Source organism: Microbacterium sp. ARD31 (assembly GCF_031844425.1).
Genome location: NZ_JAUZVE010000088.1, coordinates 1 through 18,347, shown reverse-complemented (window position 1 = coordinate 18,347; position 18,347 = coordinate 1). Strand labels below are relative to the sequence as shown.

The following is an 18,347-nucleotide window of genomic DNA, read 5'->3' as shown; positions in this document are numbered from 1 at the left end:
TTGGAATCCGGGTTCGCAACGCCCGAGACCTTCACACGCGCGTTCGTGCAGCGGTTCGAGATCAGTCCATCGGAGTATCGGAGGATGCTGCGCGCGTACCGCGAGCACGCGGACCTGGCGCAGCAGAGCACGACGTTTGCGGGCTTCGCAGAAGAGACGCCGCTGACACTCCGTTATGACCTCGATGCCGTCCCGGTACGGGTTGAGAGCACCCCCGAGCGGCACCTGCTCGTCCTCCGTCATCGCGGGTACAACGGCCTCGGCATCGGGCACCCATCGGTCGAGCCGTGGCAGCAGCTGAGGGCCTTCGCGATAGAGCACGGCATCGCCCACTCCTCCGACCTCCTCGTGGGCATCACCCCAGATGACCCTTACGTGGTGGACAACGAGCAGATCCGCTTCGACGCTGGCATCCCCATTGCCGCACCGATAGATCCACCCCACCCCTTCACCTACCGCCAGATGCCGGCGCAGGTGTGCGTCGCGCATCGGCACACCGGCGGTGCAGAGCAGATCGCGAAGACCTTCGCGGCTATCGGGGTGCAATGGATGCCCTCAGAAGGGTGGCGGTTGCGCTGCGCACCGCCCTTCGAGATCCATCACGTCGACCAGCGCGCGAACGACGCCGTTCGCGTCAGCTGGACAGACGCCTATGTGCCTCTTGATCACCACCCCGACCATCACCCAGGAGAAGGCCCATGATCGCTTTCGAGTTCACCGAGCACATCGACAGATCGCAACAGGAAGTGTTCGCAGTGCTGGCAGATCCCACAAGGGCGGTCGACTACGTCGACGGTGTCGTGAAGAGCGTGAAGGTGACGGATGGCCCGCTCGCTGTGGGGTCCGTCATCGAGGAGACGCGCCGAGTGAAGAGCAAGGAGGCGACGGGGCAGCTGCAGATCGTGGCTCTCGAGCCGCCCACCGCTTTTGCGGTCGCCAGCGAGGCGGAGGGCATCACCGCGACCTACGTCTACCGGCTGCACCCGGCCGGCACCGGCACGCGGATCGAGTGGACGTGCGAGCTCGCCGCCGGCGGACTGCGGCGGATGATGCTGCCCCTGGTGGCCGCGATCACAAAGAAGGAGGACGGCGACCATCTGGCCCGACTCAAGGCATACATCGAATCGCAGCGAGCAACGGAGACCGCCTCGTGATGCCTTCCGACACCAGCGTCGACGAGGCGCTGGACCGGGCAACCGGGCCACGACGCGGCGAGGTAACCGAACTCCTCGAGCTCTTCGAGCACGTTGCACAGCGCCCGCCGGTGGTGTGGGCGGAACGGATTGTCGGGTTCGGCCAATACGGCTACGCGTACGACAGCGGGCGAGAGGGTATCGCGCCTGAGATCGCCTTCGCTTCCGGGTCCAAGCACACGCTTTACCTGGTCGAGGGGTTTGCCGAGCGGTGGCCCGACCTGCTCGAGCGGCTCGGTCCACACCGCACCAGTAGCGCGTGCCTCTACCTCCCCCGATTGTCGGGGGTGGACCAAGATGCGCTGCGGGAACTACTCGATCGCTCCCTCGCCGTCATTCGAGACGTGCACGGCGACGGCAAATGAGCATGGCGTCTCTCGTCCAAGTAGCCCAGCGCGTGGTCGATCTGGAACGCGCCACAGCCTTCTATTCCGCACTGCTCGGCTCCGCCCCTGTGGCCCGATTCGATCCGCCCGGTTTGGTGTTCTTCGATCTCGACGGCGTCCGTTTGCTACTCGAGAGCGCGGCACCGTCAGCGCTGCTCTACCTCCGCGTCGATGATCTGGAGTTAGCCGTCGACCGAGCCGGCGAGGTCGAAATCGTATCCCCGGGGCGGCCGATCTTCACTCACACCACAGATGCGCTCGGACCAGCAGGGCGAGAAGAATGGCAAGCATTCATTCGCGACCCCGAAGGAAATCTCGTAGGTCTAGTGGCGTTCAGAGATCCAGCGGAAATCAAGTACTGACGGCTTCGACGAAGCTGGCCGCAGCCGTCGTGGACAACTCAGCACAGAATCTGGCCGCACTCCGGTGGACATCTTCGGTGGGAGATCCCGGCTCTGTGGCTGGCACCGCGGACAACTCTGAGCGGTTCCTACATCAGGCCGCGTCGAGCGGCGTCCAGTCCCGCTCGTGGGCGGGGGTGTAGTCGATCAGCGCGGCCAGGCGGTCGCGTGCGGCCTGTAGCGCCTCGATCTCGGCGTCGTTGCTGTCGCCCTCGGCCGCGGCGAAAGTGTCCTCGATCAGACCGGCGATCTCCTTCTGCGCCGCCTCGTCGATGAGGGTGATGCGGGCGATCTCGCCGTCCGGGTAGCGGGCATCCAGCGCGGCTGCGTCCTGGTAGTCGAAGGCCCACTGCTCGCCGAGGATCGCGAACGCCGCGGCGATGTCGCGGCCGCGGTCGCCGGTGCTGATCGCGACGTAGCCGCGGTTCAGTCCCGTACCGACGTGCGGGTGCAGGTCGGCGTGGTCGGGGCCGAAGGTGATGTAGGTGGTCATGGCGTCCTCCCGGATCGCTTGCTAGTGAATGTGACGTTCACAGCCTACGGGTGGGGTCGGACATCGCAGCAGAGGGTCGGTCGTGGCGTGCGTGAGCGCCCCGGCAGAGGCGCGGGGCGCTCATGTCGCAGGGGTGCGGCTACGCCTTCCAGACGCCTTCCCAGCCCTCGGGGAGACGCACGCCGTGCTCGCCGTGCGCGTCGGTCTGGTGCAGGTACACGAGCACGTCGCCGGGGTCGGGGTCTGCCTCGTACTGCGGCACGGTGCGCTCGATGGTGTTGATCTGGCCGACGCTGTTGTAGCGCACGTCCATGTCGATCGCGCGCAGGTAGCCGTCCTCGACGTTGACGTGCTGATCGCAGCGCGGGCACCACAGCACGGTGCGCTCGCCGTAGTCGGTCGGCTCGTCGAGCTCGACGATGCGCAGCGCGGGGAAATCGGCTGCCTCGATGTCGTGCATGAGACTCCACAGCCGGTCGATCAGGTCGTCGGCAGGGATGCGGGGTGCGGCTGAGGCCGCGGGTTCGGTGGTGGTCATTGTGTCCTCCTGGGGACGGTGAAGGCCTGCGGCGAGCGCGGGCGGGGGATGGAACTCGAGGTGCTCCCGCCGAGGGGAGGGGCGTGTAGCCGGCTCCCCTCGGGTGGGTGGTGCTCGCCGCCGCCGGGGTAGGTGTGCACCCGGCGGCGGCGAGGGGGTCAGACGGCTTCGACCAGCCCAGGGCTGACGCGCCAGCCGTTGGCGAGCGTGTATGACTTGGGGTTGGTGCGGACGATGAGTGTCTCGACTCCGGCCAGCCCGTCACGGGTGGTGCGCGGGTTGGCGACGATGCGCACGCGGGTTCCGGGGATCAGGCTCGGCAGCGCGGCCGCGGTGGCTTGCAGGGCAGCGGCGAGTGCGTCGTCGCTGTGCCCGGTCGGCTCGACGGTGGCGGTGCGGGCGAGGGTGTACACCTTGCCGGGTTCGGTGAGGGCTGCGATCTTCGCCTTGGTGCGGGCGAAGTCGATCAGCACGTACTCGGTGCCGCGGAAGCGGAACGTGTCGCCGGGGGTGCGGGTGATGAGGGTGGTGGTGTCGGTCATGGCGTCCTCCTTGGACTCTCGACGGTGAATGTGACATTCACAGGCTACGGGTGGCCTCCGACATTGGGCGGGGCGGGCGGCGCGGTCTGCGCGCCCGCCCCGGCGTGGGTCACTGGGCGGCGATCGCCGCGGTGATCTCGGCGGTGACCCGCTCGCGCTTGGCGTCGGCATCGCGCCCCGGCTCGAAGTGACCGAACGCGGTCAGGTACGCCTCGATCTGCCCGCGCAGGTACTCGGTGTTGCTGGCGTCGGCGTTGAGGCCGATGATCGCGTAGCGCGCTGCGCTCGCCGCGGCCCGCCAGCCGCTCTGCGTGAGGCCGTGGGGGTCGCCCTCGGGGAGCGAGTAGGGCTGCTCGATCTGGCCGTCGCGCGCGGTGTACTTGGTGACGGTGCGCTCGGTGACCACGACGGCATCCAGATAGTCGGGGTCGCCCTGCCCGCCGAGGGGCACCCACACCTGGGGGTCGTCGTCCGGGTGGTCGGCGTCGATGCGAGCGAGCAGGGCGGGCATTGCGGGGTCGAGGGTGAACGGGTCGCTGAGGCTGTAGTCGTCCCAGGCCTGGCGCAGCTCGTCCGGCTCGATGGTCGTCCATCCCTCGTCGAACTCGGCGCGCAGCGGAGCGTGGAAGCGGATCGCGCGCTCGACGGCTGCGCGGATGTCGTGGACGTTGTTGATGGTCTCGGTCATGGAGTCCTCCCGGAACGATTGCTAGTGAATGTGACATTCATAGGCTACGGGTGGCCTCCGACATCGCGCGGGGACATCGCGAGTGCGTCACGGGCGAGTGCCCGCCGGGGTGACCGGCGGGCACTCGGTGACGCTCAGCGGGCGAACGCCCAATCCGGGAGCACGGCTGCCGAGCAGAGGGTCGCGACGATCTGGCTCATGCCGTGGTCGGGGTCGATCGCGAGGGCGCGGTCGGTGTAGACGGTGGCGTGAGTGGATCGGCCCAGCGCCCAGGACAGCCAGGCGGCGGCGGCGAGCAGGTTGGGGCGCTCCTGGTCGTCGGCGTAGGCGGCAAGGTGGCGCACGAGCGCGAGTCCCGCCGTCAGCCGGTCGGCGTCGGGGCGGTCGCCCTGTCCGTAGAGGGTGCGGGCGATGCTCTCGGGGACGGGTGCGCCCATGATCGAGTGGCCGATCTGCGCGGCCAGGGCACGGGTGCCGTTGCCGCGGTCGGTGGCCCACTGGATGAGGGCCACGTCACGCCACAGCGGGATGCCGATGCCGGTGAGCAGGATCGCAGCCTGGCGGGTGTCGAGGTCGGCGGGGTCACCGGTCAGGGCGTCCTCCGCGACGGCGACGAAGTCCGCGAGGGCATCGTCGTCCATCCGCGCGGCCGCGAACGCGATCCGGGCGGCACGCGCCGGGTCGGCGTCGGGGATGCTCGCCCCGGCGGTCTGGGATGCTGCGACCTTCTCGCGCAGCGCGTCCGGGGTCGCGATCTCGGCGACGGGGCGCGGTGCCTCGCCGGTCAGGTGGCTGCCGTAGCCGTCGCTGGCGACGTAGAGCACGTCCACCAGGTGCAGTCCCTGCCGGTCGGCGACATCGGCGATCTGCTGGCCGAGATCGCGGGTGCTGTCGGCGTCCTCGGCGGCGTAGATCACGGCGGCTACCCCGGTCACGCGCGGCACTCGGCAGACCAGCCCGAGGCCGGTGTGCGCGAGCGTCGCGGCATCCGCGTCGAGGTCGAGTCGCATCGCCCCGATCGTGCGCGACGCCTCGAAGGGCACGAGCACGAGCGAGTCCTGCGGGGTGAAGCCGAGCAGCGCGGGCACGAGGCCGAGGAAGTCGCGCGGGGTGCCCGCCTTGATGGTGGTCGGTGTGGTGGCCATGGTGTCCTCCCGGAACGTTGGCTAGTGAATGTGACATTTACAGGCTACGGGAGGCCTCCGACATTGGTCGATGCACGCCAGGAGCCGACTCCCGACTGGCTCGTCGAAGGAGCAACCCTCGGAGAGCTCGCCGGGAAGATCGACGTTCCCGCCCAGGCGCTGGCCGAGACGGTCGCGCGATTCAACGAGCACGCCGCCCGTGGGGAGGATCCGGACTTCCACCGCGGTGCGAGCGCGTACGACCGCTACTGGGGAGACGAACAGAACCCGTATCCCAATCCCAGCCTCGCACCGCTCGAGCAAGGCCCCTACTACGCTCTCGCCGTGGTGAACGGCTGCTTCGGCACCAGCGGAGGGATCGCCACCGACGGCCTCGGAAGGTCCTCGACGCAGACGGCGATGCCATACGCGGCCTGTTTGCGGTCGGCAACGCCTCCGAGAACGCCTTCGCCGCCGGCTACCCCGGCGCCGGCGCCACGCTCGGTCCGATCATGACCATGGCCTACCTTCTCGGGCGTACCGCCAGCGGCGCGTCGATCGGCGACCTGAGCCTTGCCGACGGAGCCGGGGCACGATGATCCGTCACGTCGTGTTCTTCTCGTTCGCAGCGAACCATGATCCTGCCGTGCTCGAGGAGTGGCGCGACCTGCTCGATGGTCTGCTCGGAAAGATTCCCGGCCTGGTCCGACTGTCACACGGCCCCGACGTGATGCGCAGCGAACGCGCATGGGACTATGCACTCGTCGCCGACTTCCGCACCCTCGACGATGTCCGTGCCTACGCGACGCACCCCGCGCATCTGCCGCTCTTCCCTCTCTCCGGAGCGATCTCGGAGCAGATCGCCTCGGTCGACTTCGAGATCGACGAGCAGTAGAGGAAGTACCCAGGCGCCGTGAAGAGCGAGGATGGTTTCTCGATGCCCCGAGTACGTGCGGTCACCCCCACCGTGGCAGAGGAGCTCCGCGACCTGAAGGCACGCTATTTTCACTACGTCGACCTGAAGCAGTGGGACGAACTGCGCGGACTCTTCGTGGACGACTGCGTCTTCGAAGGACTGTGGGCCGCCGCGCCCGACCCCGACACGTTCGTGGAGAACCTGATGCGCAACATGACCGAAGAGGTCGTCAGCGTCCATCACGGGTTCATGCCGCAGTTTCGGCGGATCGATGACTTCTCGGCTCGCGGGCGCTGGGCCATGACCGACTATCTGACGTGGCCACGCGGGTCACGAGGGTATATGGGGATCACCGTGCCGGAACAGAGGGGGATGCGGGGATATGGCTACTACGAGGAGCTCTACCGACTCACCGAGTCCGGCTGGCGCATCGCCTTCATGCGACTGAGCCGGATCCGCATGGATCCCATCGTTGGCGACGCGCCTGCGATCGACTACCCGGTGGTTCCCGCGGTCCCCGGCTGGCTGGACTGACGCCGACCCGCGGGTGCCGCACCCTCTGGTCCGAACCGTGAGCGCCGGCTCAGGTGAGGGTGTGGAGGGGCCAGCCGGTGTATGCCTCGGCGAGGAAGCGGCGGCCGGCTTCGGACTCGACGACGGATTGGAGCTCTCCGAGCTGGCGGAGGCGGTCGAAGTCCCTTGCATCGGGGGCGACGTGAAGCATGCTGGTCATCCACCAGGAGAAGTGCTGGGCCTTCCAGATGCGGTGCAGCGCCGTCTCGGGGAAGGCCTCGACGAGGCGGCTGTCCCTCTCGAGCAGAAGCGCGCGCAGCGCGCGCTCGAGAACGAGGACGTCGGCTACGGCAAGGTTCATGCCTTTCGCGCCGATGGGCGGCACGGTATGGGCGGCGTCGCCGATGAGTGCGAGGCGGCCGCGAAGCAGTTCGAGGGCGACGAAGCTCCGGAATCGCAGCACGTCGCGTTGGAAGACGGGGCCTTCCTTGAGCGTCGTCCCCGGCACCCGCTTCTGCAGTTCTTCCCACAGTTGCTCCTCGGTGAGGGTGCTGGGGTCGGTGCGGGGATCGCATTGGAAGTACATGCGCTGCACGGTGGTGCTTCGCTGGCTGATGAGCGCGAAGCCATCGGGGGAGTTGCTGTAGATGAGCTCGTCGGCGCTGGGCGGCGCCTCGCAGAGGATGCCGAACCAGGCGAACGGGTACTCGCGGAAGTGCCCGCCTGTGTGGGAACCGGTTACGGCCTCCCGCACGACACTGCGTGACCCGTCGGCGCCGACGACGAACTCGGCCTCGATCTCGAGAGGCGATCCGTCTGCGCCGGTGGCGATGACGCGTGGGCGGTCGGACGCGGGGTCCTCGATACGATGCGCCGTCACGCCGAAGCGCAGGTCTTGGCCACTGGAGAGCCGCGCGGCGATGAGATCCTTCAGGACTTCGTGCTGCGGGTACAGCCACACACCGCGGCCGACGAGGTCGGCGAAGTCGATGCGGTGTCCGCTGCCGGCGAAGCGGAGCTCGATGCCGTCGTGGCGGTCTCCCAGGGTGCGGGCGCGGCTGAACGCGCCGAGCGTGTCGAGCACCTCGACGGTGCCCTGTTCGAGGATGCCTGCCCGGATCGTGGTCTCGATCTCTTCACGGGAACGCTGATCGATGACGACTGACTCGAGGCCGGACGCCGCGAGCAGATGCGACAGCAGCAGTCCGGCGGGTCCAGCGCCGACGATGGCGACGCGGGTGCGGATGGTGGACATTGGGGCGTCTCCTTCGACGTGACAACGGATGCCTCGCTCAGTGTGAACCCGGTTCAGACGGTCGAACGCCGCATTCCCGTTGAACGGGAGACGCCGACTATCGGGGGGACCGCAGCGTGGCCTCGATGCCGGTCACGGCTTCTCGCAGAGCGATGATCGCCGCCGTGTGCGGCGCTTGTCGTGGTAGCACCACGGAAAGCGCGGCGACGACTTCACCTGCGTCGCGGATCGGCACGGCCACGCCGGTCGAGACGGATTCGATCGAACCTTGCGCGATCGCCACGCCATCGCGACGCACGCCAGCGAGGAGACGGCGTAGACGTCCGGGATCGGTCACCGTCTCGGGTGCGAGAGCGCGCAACGGCTGGGCGAGCACGCGTTCGCGGAGATCGGCGGGAGCGTGCGCGAGCAGGACGAGGCCCGACGAGGAGGCGTGCAGCGGTAGCCGCCCAGCGATCCGTGTGATGTTCGCACCGGCGTCGGGGTGCGAAAGGCGTTCGAGGAACAGTGCTTCGTCCTGTTCGAGAACGGCGAGTTGGGTGTGCTGGCGGATGTGCGTCTGCACGCGCTCCATATAGGGGAGCGCCGCCTGGCGCAGACGTAGCGCGGTCGACCCGCGGAGGGCCAGTTCCCACAAGCGCATTCCCAGGTGGACGCGGCGGTCCTCGTCGCGTCCGAGCAGTCCGGCGTCGACCAGCTCGTCCACGATCCGGTGCGCGGTGGACGACGGCAGCGCCGCTCGGCGCCCGATCTGACTGGCCGACTGCACCGAACGATCAGCTGTGAACGTCTCGAGGACGCGCACGATGCGGTCGATCATCGAGTCGCTGGAGGGCGAGTTCGCCATGCGCTCAGGATGACACGGCTCGCGTCGACGGTGTTGCGGCGATGGTTGGTCCCCTGCCTGACGCGACGGCGGTAGCCTCGGCTCATGGTTTCTGTTCCGGATGCTGCAACGGCTTGGGAGCCCCTCACGCCTCATGCTGTCGCTGAGCTCCTTCGGGTCGGTAGCGCCCGCTGGTGGCTGTCGGGCGGGGTGGCCCTGGAGCACTGGCTGGGCCGGACGATCCGCGAACGGCCGAACACGGACGTGAGCACCACCCAAGGCGGGCTGCCGCAGCTGGTCCGGGCGTTGCCTGCCGGTTTCACCGCCTGGGCGCCTGCGGGGGAGGACGCCGTCATCCCCTGGGCCGACGCGCCCGACGATGCCGATGTGCAGCCGGTGCGGATTCAGGACGAGCGCTCCGGCGCCTGGGTGCTTCAGGTGAACGTCGAGGATGGGACGGAACATGCCTGGCTGTACCGGCGAGACCCGCGGCTGCAGTTGCCGTGGGATCGCGCCGTGCTCGAGGTCGACGGCATTCCGACCGGTGCGCCCGAGGTGCAGCTGGTCTGGAAGGCGTTGCGGCCGCGGCCGGAGGATGACCTCGACAAGGACGTGGTGCTGCCGCAGCTCTCGGACGAGGCCCGGTCGTGGTTCGAACGGGCGATCCTCTCCGTCCACCCGCACTCGAACTGGTCGATCCACGTGCGCAGCCCTTTCGCGCCCGCGAAGGCAAGCTGGAACCGCAAGAACGGCTAGGTCGGCCGGTGGTCGTCGGCGGCCACCGCATCCAGCACCACCGATCGGAACCACGTCTGCGCGGGAGACATGCTCAGTTCGCGTCGCGTGTAGAGCGCGACCGGGGTGCTCTGGCCCGGCCACGGCAGCTCGGCGATGCGCAGACCGGGGAACCATCCGCAGAACACCTCGGCCACGTGTCGCGGCAGCAGCACGACGAGATCGGTCGCCTCGAGCACCGCGGGCACGGTGGCGTACTCCTCGACCGTCAGCGTCACCTGCGGCATGAGTCCCTGTTCGATCATCGCCTGGAGCGGGTACACGTGGCCGCCGCGGGAGGACACCCGCACGAAGCGGCGCCCGACGAACATGTCCGCGGCGGTCGGAGGCAGCGGATGGGCACGCGAGGACAGCGCCACGTACTCCACGTCGCGCACCGGTGTGCGCCACAGCCGCGGCGAGTCCAGCAACGACACCGTGATCGCCAGGTCGATGGTGCCCCGGACGAGCCCGTCTTCCACCTGATCCGCGTCCAGCCGCCGCACCTGCAGGTGAAGGTCCGGCGCCTCCTTCGCGAGCACCGGCATGATCGGCGGCAGGAAGGTCTGCTCGCCGATCGAGGTCAGCGCGAGCGAGAGCTCCCCGCCGAAGCTCGCGGGATCGAAGGCGTCGGGCGCGCTCACCACGGCATCGATGCGCGACAGTGCCTCGTGCAGCGGTCCGAACAGCTGCCGGGCACGCGGGGTCGGCACCATCTCGTTCCCCTGGCGGCGGAACAGGTCGTCGCCGAACCGCTGCCGCAACCTCCTCAGCGTGTAGCTGACCGTCGGCTGCGTGACGTGCAATCGCTCGGCGGCGGCGGTCAGACTGCGCAGCTCGTACAGCACGACGAAAGTGCGCAACTGGTTGAGATCGGTGAGCGACATCGCATTGATCCCATCTATACGGTTCGGCTCCTACATCTATTGGACCATACCCATAGAGCGAACTAGAGTCAGGGTGACAGCACCGGCACCGCTGCCGACGTGGCACGCACCACCCGGCACCGACCCGATCACAGTGACGAGGACGCACGTTGATCATCGACATCCATGGCCACTACACCACGGCCCCCGCGCAGCTGGGAGCGTGGCGCGATCTGCAGATCGCGTATGCGGAAGGCGCGGGCGAGGCGCCCGACCCGGCCGCGCTGCGGATCAGCGATGACGACATCCGCGAGACCATCGAGGCGAACCAGTTGCGGCTGATGGACGACCGCGGCAGCGATGTCACGGTGTTCAGTCCCCGTGCATCGTTCATGGCCCACCACCTCGGCGACCTCGCCGTCAGCGAGACCTGGGCGCGCATCTGCAACGACCTCGTCGCGCGGGTGTCGCAGCTGTTCCCCGACCGTTTCCTCCCGGGCGCGATGCTCCCGCAGTCGCCGGGCGTCGACCCGAAGACGACCCTCGCCGAACTCGACCGGGCGGTGAACGATCTGGGCGTCGTGACCGTCAACATCAACCCCGACCCGTCCGGCGGACTGTGGACCGCCCCGCTGCTGACGGACAAGAGCTGGTATCCGCTCTACGAGAAGCTCGTCGAGTACGAGCTGCCCGCGATGATCCACGTGAGCACCTCGTGCAAGCCGCAGTTCCACACCACCGGCGACCACTACCTGGGTGCCGACACGACGGCATTCATGCAGCTGCTCAAGGGCGACCTGTTCCGCGACTTCCCCGACCTGAAGCTCGTCATCCCGCACGGCGGCGGCGCGGTGCCCTATCACTGGGGACGCTTCCGCGGCCTGGCGATGGCGCTCGGCAAGCCCGAGCTGGAGGAGCACCTCCTGGGCAACGTGTACTTCGACACGTGCGTGTACCACCAGCCGGGCATCGACCTGCTCACCGGGGTCATCCCGACCGAGAACATCCTCTTCGCGAGCGAGATGATCGGCGCCGTCCGCGACGTCGACCCGCGCACGGGCCACTACTTCGACGACACGAAGCGATACGTGGATGCGACCGGGAACCTCACCGACGAACGACGCGGACAGGTCTTCGAAGGCAACGCCCGCCGCGTGTACCCGCGCCTGGACCGCGCCCTGCGAGCCCGCGGCCTGTGACCTCACCCTGGAGAACCCGATGACTCAGCGACTGAACGACCTCGGCATCGTCCGCACGCGCATCGAGCGGCCCGACTCCGCCGACGTCGCGCGGCTCTCGCGGTTCGGGGTCGCCACGATCCACGAGGCGATGGGCCGGGTCGGCCTGCTGCGGCCGTACATCCGCCCGGCGTACAGCGGGGCGACGCTGTGCGGCCCGGCCGTCACGGTGCTCCTGCAGCCCGGCGACAACTGGATGTTCCACGTCGCCGCCGAGCAGGTGCAGGAGGGCGACGTCATCGTCGCCGGCTGCACCACGGAGAGCGAGGACGGCTTCTTCGGCGAGCTGCTCGCCACCTCCCTCACCGCCCGGGGCTGCAAGGGCCTGGTCATCGACGGGGGCGTCCGCGACGTCGCCGACCTCGAGAAGATGGGCTTCCCGGTCTTCTCCCGCGCCATCAGCGCGAAGGGCACCGTCAAGGCGACGCTGGGCTCGGTCAACATCCCCGTGGTCGTGGCGAACGCCGTGGTGAACCCCGGCGACGTGGTGGTCGCGGATGTCGACGGCGTCGTGGTCGTCCCCCGCGAGCTCGTCGGCGCCGTCGCCGACGCCTCGCAGAAGCGCGAGGACAACGAGGAGGCCAAGCGCCAGAAGTTCCGCGAGGGCGTGCTCGGTCTCGACATCTACGGCATGCGGGAGCCGCTGGCGGCCGCGGGCCTCGAGTACGTGGAGGATTGACGATGGCTCACGCACAGGCGATCGCGCACGGCGACACCAGCGGCGGCTTCGAGAAGACGCCCGGTTGGCTGGACTGGTACGACGGCCCGACGACCCCGACGTTCCGGCTCCCCGCCGGCGCTGTCGACGCGCACTGCCACGTGTTCGGCCCCGGCGCGGAGTTCCCCTACGCCCCCGAGCGCAAGTACACGCCGTGCGACGCGTCGGCCGCGCAGCTGTTCGCGCTGCGCGACCAGCTCGGCTTCGACCGGAACGTCATCGTGCAGGCGACCTGCCACGGCGCCGACAACCGGGCGCTCGTCGACGCGCTGCGCCGCAGCAAGGGGCGTGCCCGCGGGGTCGCGACGGTTCGTCGCGACGTGACCGACGAGGAGCTCGCCGAGCTGCACGAGGCCGGTGTGCGCGGCGTGCGGTTCAACTTCGTCAAACGCCTCGTCGACCGGGTGCCGACCGACTCGCTCGACGCGATCGTGGAGAAGATCGCCCCCCTCGGGTGGCATGTCGTCATCTACTTCGAGGCCGAGGACCTTCCCGACCTCTACGACTTCTTCTCGGCGATCCCGACGGACGTCGTGGTCGACCACATGGGGCGTCCGGATGTGACGAAGGACCCGGAGGGTCCGGAGTTCGAGCTGTTCCTGCGCTTCATGCGCGAGAACCCCAACGTGTGGACGAAGGTGTCGTGCCCCGAGCGGCTCAGCGCCACCGGTCCGCGCGCGCTGAATGGCGAGCAGCACGCCTATACGGATGTCGTGCCGTTCGCCCGTCGCGTGGTCGAGGAGTTCCCCGATCGCGTGCTGTGGGGCACCGACTGGCCCCACCCCAACCTCAAGGACCACATGCCTGACGACGGGCTGCTGGTCGACTACATCCCACAGATCGCGACGACCCCCGAACTGCAGCAGAGGCTGCTCGTCGACAACCCGTCGCGGCTGTACTGGCCCGAAGGAGAATGACCATGGCACTCGACAAGCCGTACAAGGACATCCCCGGCACGACCATCTTCGATGCCGAGCAGGCCCGCAAGGGCTACCACCTCAACCAGTTCTCGATGTCTCTCATGAAGCCCGAGAACCGCGAGCGCTACCTCGCCGACCGCGAGGCGTACCTCGACGAATGGCCCCTCACCCCGGTGCAGCGTCAGGCGGTGCTCGATCTCGACCTGAACACCTGCATCGCCGAGGGCGGCAACATCTACTTCCTGAGCAAGATCGGCGCCACGCACGGTCTGAGCTTCCAGCAGATGGCCGGCTCGATGACCGGGATGTCGGAGGCGGCGTACCGCGACATGATGGTCGGAGGTGGCCGACGTCCCGAGGGCGTGCGCCTGAAGGATCTCGACGGGTGGACCCCGCCCTCGAACGAGAAGTCCGAGGTGATGCGCCCGGACGCCCCCGCGAAGTTCACGTCGGCGCTGTTCACGTCGCACGTGCCGGCGATCGGCGCCGCGATGGACCTGGGCAAGACCGAGGAGCCGTACTGGAAGAAGGTCTTCGACGGGTACCAGTGGACCCGGAAGTGGGCCAAGGAGAACACGCCCGACGTCATCATCCTGGTGTACAACGACCACGCCACGGCGTTCGACTCGAACATCATCCCGACCTTCGTCCTGGGCACGGGCGCGCACTATCCCGTCGCCGACGAGGGTTACGGCCCGCGCCCGGTGCCCGACGTGAAGGGGTATCCCGAGCTCGCCGCGCACATCGCCCAGTCGGTCATCCAGGACGATTTCGACCTCACCCTCGTCAACGAGATGGTCGTCGACCACGGCCTGACCGTGCCGCTGTCGCTGGTGTTCGGCGACGTCGAGGAGTGGCCGTGCCGGGTCATCCCGCTTCCGGTGAACGTCGTGCAGTACCCGGTTCCGTCCGGGCGTCGGTGCTACGAGTTGGGCAAGGCGATCCGTCGCGCGCTGGACAAGTGGGACGGTCCCGAGCTCAACGTGCAGATCTGGGGCACCGGGGGGATGAGCCACCAGCTGCAGGGCCCGCGCGCGGGACTGATCAACGAGGAGTGGGACAACGCGTTCCTCGACCACCTGATCGCCGACCCGCTGGGCCTCACCGAATGGTCGCACATGGAGTACGTCGACGAGGCCGGATCCGAGGGCATCGAGCTGGTGGACTGGCTCATCGCCCGTGGGGCGATGGACGACCAGTTCGGCGGCGGGGCGCCCGAGGTGAACCACCGGTTCTACCACGTCCCGGCGTCCAACACCGCCGTCGGCCACCTGGTCGTCACCAACCCCGTCGCGCCGCGGCCCGTCGAGTCCGAGAGTGTGAGCCTCCCCCTGGAGGAAGTCCACGCATGAGTGACAAGGTTCGCGTCGCCGTCGTCGGCGCCGCCGGCGCCTTCGGCATGAAGCACCTCGACGGCCTCGCGAACATCCCCGACGCCGAGGTGACCGTCGTCAGCGGCACCAGGCCCGAGCCCACGGAGTCGGTGGCCGAGAAGTACGGCGTGCCGAATGCCGTGCTCGGTCTCGACGCCGTGCTCGAGCGAGACGACGTCGACGCGGTGATCCTCGCGACGCCGACGCAGCAGCACGCGGATCAGACGCAGGCGGTGCTCGCCGCGGGCAAGCACGTGCAGGTCGAGATCCCGCTCGCCGATTCGCTGGCGGATGCCGAGGCCACCCTGGCCGCGGCATCCGCCTCCGACCGGGTCGCCATGGTCGGGCACACGCGGCGGTTCAACCCGTCGCATCAGCTGGTGCACAACCGGATCGCGGCCGGCGAGTTCGCGGTGCAGCAGATGGACGTGCAGACGTACTTCTTCCGCCGCACGAACACGAACGCGAAAGGCGAGGCGCGGTCGTGGACCGACCATCTGCTGTGGCACCATGCGGCACACACGGTCGACCTGTTCGCCTACCAGGCGGGTCGGATCGTGCAGGCCAACGCCATCCAGGGCCCGATCCACCCCGACCTCGGCATCGCGATGGACATGTCGATCCAGCTCAAGAGCGAGACCGGCGCGATCTGCACGCTGTCGCTGTCGTTCAACAACAACGGACCGTTCGGCACGTTCTTCCGCTACATCGGCGACACCGAGACCTACATCGCGCGCTACGACGACCTCTACAACGGTCGTGACGAGCAGATCGACGTCTCGCAGGTCGCCGTCAGCCTCAACGGCATCGAGCTGCAGGACCGGGAGTTCGTCGGCGCGATCCGCGAGGGCCGCGAGCCGAACTCGTCGATCCGCCAGGTCATCGACTGCTACCGCGTGCTCGGCGCGCTCGAGGAGCAGCTCGCGTGAGGCTTCCCCGCATGGGGCTCGGGTGCATGTCCCTCAGCCATGCCTACGGCACCCCTCCGTCTCTCGAGGACGGAGTGGCGCTCGTGCGTTCCGCGCTCGACGACGGCGTCCAGCTGCTCGACACCGCCACGCTGTACGGCGGCGGCCGCAACGAGGAGCTCGTCGGGCGCGCGATCGCGGGGCGTCGGGACGAGGTCGTGCTGGCCAGCAAGGGCGGCATGGCGCTCGTCGACGGCGTGAAGGTCATCGACGGGCGCCCCGAGACGCTGCGCGCACAGGTCGACGCCTCGCTGCGGCGGCTCGGCGTCGAACACATCGATCTCTACTACCTGCACCGGTGGGACAAGAAGGTGCCGATCGCCGAGAGCGTCGGGGCGCTGGCCGAGATGGTGGCGGCGGGAAAGATCGGCGCCATCGGGCTGTCGGAGGTGTCGGTGGACCGTCTCCGGGAGGCGCTCGCGGCGGCGCCCATCGCCGCGGTGCAGAACGAGTACTCGCTCTGGAGTCGCAATCCCGAGCTCGGCATCCTCGACGCCACCCGTGACGCCGGGGTGGCGCTGGTCGCGTTCTCACCGGTCGGACGCGGGTACCTCGCCGACTCCATCACCGACCCGGAGCAGTTGCCGCCGAAGGACATCCGCCGCGCGATGCCGCGCTTCCAGCCGGAGCACTGGGCCGCCAACGCCGCGTTGCTGCCCGCGTGGCGAGCCCTCGCCGCCGAGGCCGGCCGCACGCCGGCACAGCTGGCCTTGGCGTGGCTGCTCTCCCGCGGCGATCACGTCGTGCCGATCCCCGGGAGCACGGATGCGCACCACGTGCGCGAGAACCAGCGCTCTCTCGGCACGGTCGTCGATCCCGCGGTGCTCGTGCGCGCGGGCGAGCTGATCGACACCGCCACGGTGTCGGGGCCGCGCTACAACGCCACCGGGACGAGCGAGGTCGACGCCGAGTCGTTCGAGGCGGCCGTGTGAGAGCCATCTCCTCCATGGCGACGCGTCAGGTCCTCGCCGACCTGGCCACGGCGGCAGCGGACAGGGGGTTGCCCCTCGTCGAGAGCGAGTCCGTCGGCGGAGTGGACGCCGCCCAGCGCGTGGCCGGGGGTGAGCAGCTCGATCTGGTGTTCCTCGCCGCCGACGCTCTGGACCGGCTCTCCGGAGACGGCCACGTGGACGCGGCGACGGTCACACCGCTCATGCTCTCGCGCGTCGCGGTCGCGGTTCCCTCGGGCACGCCCTCGCCCGCCGCCCGCCCCGACACGGCGGCGTTCGCGGACGCCCGCGGGGTCCGCGAGGCCCTGCGCGCCGCCGCTCGCATCGGCTACTCCACCGGCCCGAGCGGCACGGCGCTCGTCCGCACGATCGACGACTGGGGCCTCACCGGCCAGGTGGGCGATCGTCTCGTGCAGGCGCGACCCGGCATCCCGGTCGCCCGGCTGCTCGCCGACGGCCAGGTCGACCTCGGCTTCCAGCAGCTCAGCGAGCTCGTCGGTCAACCCGGGGTGCGCATCCTCGGTGTCCTGCCTTCGGACTGCGCCATCGAGACCGTGTTCTCGGGCGCCGTCGCGACCACCTCATCCGACCCGCGACGAGCCCGCGACGTCCTGGCGTTCTTCGCGTCCGATTCGACGGCATCCATCAAGACAGAGCACGCCTTCAGCCCGCCTGCACGACGGGACTGACCGGGATTCGGCGCCGCTTCGCCCGGTGTGCCGGATGGCTCACGCGGCCGTCAGGCGTCCGGCGTCTGCTCGGGGCCGAACCGGGCGGTGAACTCGTCGACGTCGAGAACGTTGCGTCCGAGCCGGCCGGACACCTGGTTGTAGGTGCCGGTGATCTCGAGGTCGCGGGCGCTGCGGAGCGTGCCGACGTAGCGGGGCTGCCAGCCGGTCTGCGCCAGCAGCGGGCGGACCTGCGCGGATGTCTCCGCCGAGTCGGCCAGGTACGGCAGGACCGCCTTCGGGCTCGCCTCGGCGATCGCGGAGCTCGCGACCGCGGCGGTGGCGAGGTTCGAGAACGCCTTCACGTGTCCCACGTTCGCCGGAAGGAGCGACGCCAGGTACTGCCCCGCAGACCCTTCCACGGGTCGCCGCAGCTGCACGCCCGTGGGCGTGACGTCCAGCGGGTTGGCGACGTCGATCAGGATCTTGCCGTCCAGGAGGTCCCCGAGTGCAGAGACCACCGCCTGCTGCGGGGCGCCCCAGAGGGTGGTGAGGGCAAGGAACGGGGATGCCTGGGCGGCTTCCTCCAGGGATGTCGCTATGTCGATGCGGGCATTCCGCGCGATCGGTCGGAGTCGCCGGGCGGCGGCCTCAGCCTTCGCCGGCTTGTAGTGGAACAGGCTGATGTTCACGCCGTGGGAGGCGAACAGGCCTGCGATCGCTGTGCCGTGCCGACCGGGGCCGATCAGCGTCAGCGTCGGCGTCTGCGTCGTGGACATCTGGTCACGCCTCCTGGGGCAGGTGCGGGTTGTCGGAGAGGTCCACGACGGTCTTGCCGACGGCGTGGTGCGTGTCGAGGATCCGATGGATCTCGACGATCTCGCTGAGCGGGAGACTCGTGACCGGCATACGTACCGACACCAGCCACCCCGAGACCGCCAGCCAGAGGCACGCACACCGCACCCAACCGGAGGGCCGCGCAGCGGCCCGACCCCGC

25 protein-coding genes are annotated in these 18,347 nt (G+C 69.1%); 15 read left to right on the top strand and 10 right to left on the bottom strand.

The window, feature by feature from the left end; translation table 11 throughout:
* The 4 genes from Q9S36_RS49770 to Q9S36_RS49755 form a co-directional block, all read left to right on the top strand.
* A partial coding sequence (locus Q9S36_RS49770; RefSeq protein ID WP_311292134.1) for a GyrI-like domain-containing protein occupies positions 1-702 on the top strand: 702 nt, incomplete at its 5' end.
* Positions 699-1,154, top strand: a complete 456-nt coding sequence (locus Q9S36_RS49765) for an SRPBCC family protein (RefSeq protein WP_054687628.1) — start codon at positions 699-701, stop codon at positions 1,152-1,154. The genes Q9S36_RS49770 and Q9S36_RS49765, both read left to right, overlap by 4 nt.
* Entirely contained in the window at positions 1,154-1,558 is a 405-nt protein-coding gene (locus Q9S36_RS49760; protein WP_062637438.1) for a DUF1801 domain-containing protein, read from the top strand. The genes Q9S36_RS49765 and Q9S36_RS49760 overlap by 1 nt, the downstream gene beginning before the upstream one ends.
* Before the next feature lie 2 nt (positions 1,559-1,560).
* Positions 1,561-1,941, top strand: coding sequence for a VOC family protein (locus Q9S36_RS49755; RefSeq protein WP_082802998.1), 381 nt, complete (start codon positions 1,561-1,563; stop codon positions 1,939-1,941).
* Between the two features lie 133 nt (positions 1,942-2,074).
* Here Q9S36_RS49755 and Q9S36_RS49750 read toward each other — a convergent pair whose 3' ends face one another.
* From Q9S36_RS49750 to Q9S36_RS49730, 5 genes are all read right to left on the bottom strand, one after another.
* Complete coding sequence (locus tag Q9S36_RS49750) at positions 2,075-2,473, bottom strand: hypothetical protein (RefSeq protein WP_062637441.1); 399 nt, start codon at positions 2,471-2,473, stop codon at positions 2,075-2,077.
* A 139-nt stretch (positions 2,474-2,612) separates the two neighbouring features.
* Positions 2,613-3,011: a hypothetical protein gene (locus Q9S36_RS49745; protein ID WP_062637442.1), complete on the bottom strand. Its 399-nt coding sequence runs from the start codon at positions 3,009-3,011 to the stop codon at positions 2,613-2,615.
* A 158-nt stretch (positions 3,012-3,169) separates the two neighbouring features.
* On the bottom strand, positions 3,170-3,553 hold the full coding sequence (locus Q9S36_RS49740; RefSeq protein WP_005052841.1) for a hypothetical protein: 384 nt from the start codon (positions 3,551-3,553) through the stop codon (positions 3,170-3,172).
* A 109-nt stretch (positions 3,554-3,662) separates the two neighbouring features.
* Positions 3,663-4,241 carry a hypothetical protein gene (locus tag Q9S36_RS49735; protein ID WP_005052196.1) on the bottom strand — a complete coding sequence of 193 codons (579 nt, stop codon included), beginning with the start codon at positions 4,239-4,241 and terminating at the stop codon, positions 3,663-3,665.
* Between the two features lie 134 nt (positions 4,242-4,375).
* Positions 4,376-5,386, bottom strand: a complete 1,011-nt coding sequence (locus Q9S36_RS49730) for a DUF4192 family protein (protein WP_062637444.1) — start codon at positions 5,384-5,386, stop codon at positions 4,376-4,378.
* A gap of 63 nt (positions 5,387-5,449) precedes the next feature.
* Here Q9S36_RS49730 and Q9S36_RS49725 point away from each other — a divergent pair, with 63 nt between their 5' ends.
* From Q9S36_RS49725 to Q9S36_RS49715, 3 genes are all read left to right on the top strand, one after another.
* Positions 5,450-5,881, top strand: coding sequence for an FAD-binding protein (locus Q9S36_RS49725; RefSeq protein WP_311292131.1), 432 nt, complete (start codon positions 5,450-5,452; stop codon positions 5,879-5,881).
* A gap of 79 nt (positions 5,882-5,960) precedes the next feature.
* Positions 5,961-6,260 (top strand): Dabb family protein, encoded by a 300-nt coding sequence (locus tag Q9S36_RS49720; RefSeq protein ID WP_005052188.1) that lies wholly within the window; start codon positions 5,961-5,963, stop codon positions 6,258-6,260.
* Between the two features lie 18 nt (positions 6,261-6,278).
* Positions 6,279-6,815: a nuclear transport factor 2 family protein gene (locus Q9S36_RS49715; protein WP_052323124.1), complete on the top strand. Its 537-nt coding sequence runs from the start codon at positions 6,279-6,281 to the stop codon at positions 6,813-6,815.
* Between the two features lie 49 nt (positions 6,816-6,864).
* Here the strand turns inward: Q9S36_RS49715 and Q9S36_RS49710 are convergent, their stop codons facing one another.
* Entirely contained in the window at positions 6,865-8,049 is a 1,185-nt protein-coding gene (locus tag Q9S36_RS49710; RefSeq protein WP_311292129.1) for a 4-hydroxybenzoate 3-monooxygenase, read from the bottom strand.
* Positions 8,050-8,146: 97 nt separating this feature from the next.
* The gene (locus Q9S36_RS49705; RefSeq protein WP_005052180.1) at positions 8,147-8,896 is read right to left on the bottom strand and encodes an IclR family transcriptional regulator; all 750 of its coding nucleotides are present in this window, start codon (positions 8,894-8,896) and stop codon (positions 8,147-8,149) included.
* Positions 8,897-8,980: 84 nt separating this feature from the next.
* On the opposite strand from Q9S36_RS49705, the gene Q9S36_RS49700 reads away from it, so the two are divergent.
* Entirely contained in the window at positions 8,981-9,631 is a 651-nt protein-coding gene (locus tag Q9S36_RS49700) for a hypothetical protein (RefSeq protein ID WP_005052177.1), read from the top strand.
* Here the strand turns inward: Q9S36_RS49700 and Q9S36_RS49695 are convergent.
* A complete protein-coding gene (locus tag Q9S36_RS49695; RefSeq protein WP_005052175.1) occupies positions 9,628-10,536 on the bottom strand; it encodes a LysR family transcriptional regulator in 909 nt (302 codons plus the stop codon). The two genes, Q9S36_RS49700 and Q9S36_RS49695, sit on opposite strands and share 4 nt — an antisense overlap.
* 149 nt (positions 10,537-10,685) lie before the next feature.
* Between Q9S36_RS49695 and Q9S36_RS49690 the strand changes: the two genes are divergently transcribed.
* From Q9S36_RS49690 to Q9S36_RS49660, 7 genes are read left to right on the top strand one after another with little or no spacing between them, the layout of a single operon-like run.
* Positions 10,686-11,714, top strand: coding sequence for an amidohydrolase family protein (locus Q9S36_RS49690; protein ID WP_005052173.1), 1,029 nt, complete (start codon positions 10,686-10,688; stop codon positions 11,712-11,714).
* A gap of 19 nt (positions 11,715-11,733) precedes the next feature.
* Entirely contained in the window at positions 11,734-12,432 is a 699-nt protein-coding gene (gene ligK, locus Q9S36_RS49685; RefSeq protein WP_005052171.1) for a 4-carboxy-4-hydroxy-2-oxoadipate aldolase/oxaloacetate decarboxylase, read from the top strand.
* 2 nt (positions 12,433-12,434) lie between these two features.
* On the top strand, positions 12,435-13,388 hold the full coding sequence (locus Q9S36_RS49680) for an amidohydrolase family protein (RefSeq protein WP_005052167.1): 954 nt from the start codon (positions 12,435-12,437) through the stop codon (positions 13,386-13,388).
* 2 nt (positions 13,389-13,390) lie between these two features.
* Positions 13,391-14,743, top strand: a complete 1,353-nt coding sequence (locus Q9S36_RS49675) for a protocatechuate 4,5-dioxygenase subunit alpha/beta (RefSeq protein WP_005052165.1) — start codon at positions 13,391-13,393, stop codon at positions 14,741-14,743.
* Complete coding sequence (locus Q9S36_RS49670) at positions 14,740-15,693, top strand: Gfo/Idh/MocA family oxidoreductase (protein WP_005052163.1); 954 nt, start codon at positions 14,740-14,742, stop codon at positions 15,691-15,693. Before Q9S36_RS49675 ends, Q9S36_RS49670 begins: the two co-directional genes overlap by 4 nt.
* The gene (locus Q9S36_RS49665) at positions 15,690-16,664 is read left to right on the top strand and encodes an aldo/keto reductase (RefSeq protein ID WP_005052159.1); all 975 of its coding nucleotides are present in this window, start codon (positions 15,690-15,692) and stop codon (positions 16,662-16,664) included. The genes Q9S36_RS49670 and Q9S36_RS49665 overlap by 4 nt, the downstream gene beginning before the upstream one ends.
* Positions 16,661-17,371: a substrate-binding domain-containing protein gene (locus Q9S36_RS49660; RefSeq protein WP_311292128.1), complete on the top strand. Its 711-nt coding sequence runs from the start codon at positions 16,661-16,663 to the stop codon at positions 17,369-17,371. Before Q9S36_RS49665 ends, Q9S36_RS49660 begins: the two co-directional genes overlap by 4 nt.
* Before the next feature lie 50 nt (positions 17,372-17,421).
* On the opposite strand, the gene Q9S36_RS49655 is transcribed toward Q9S36_RS49660, so the two are convergent.
* Positions 17,422-18,129: an NADPH-dependent F420 reductase gene (locus Q9S36_RS49655; protein WP_005052154.1), complete on the bottom strand. Its 708-nt coding sequence runs from the start codon at positions 18,127-18,129 to the stop codon at positions 17,422-17,424.
* A gap of 4 nt (positions 18,130-18,133) precedes the next feature.
* Positions 18,134-18,347 (bottom strand): hypothetical protein (locus tag Q9S36_RS49650; protein WP_311292127.1); only part of this gene is annotated, 214 nt, incomplete at its 5' end.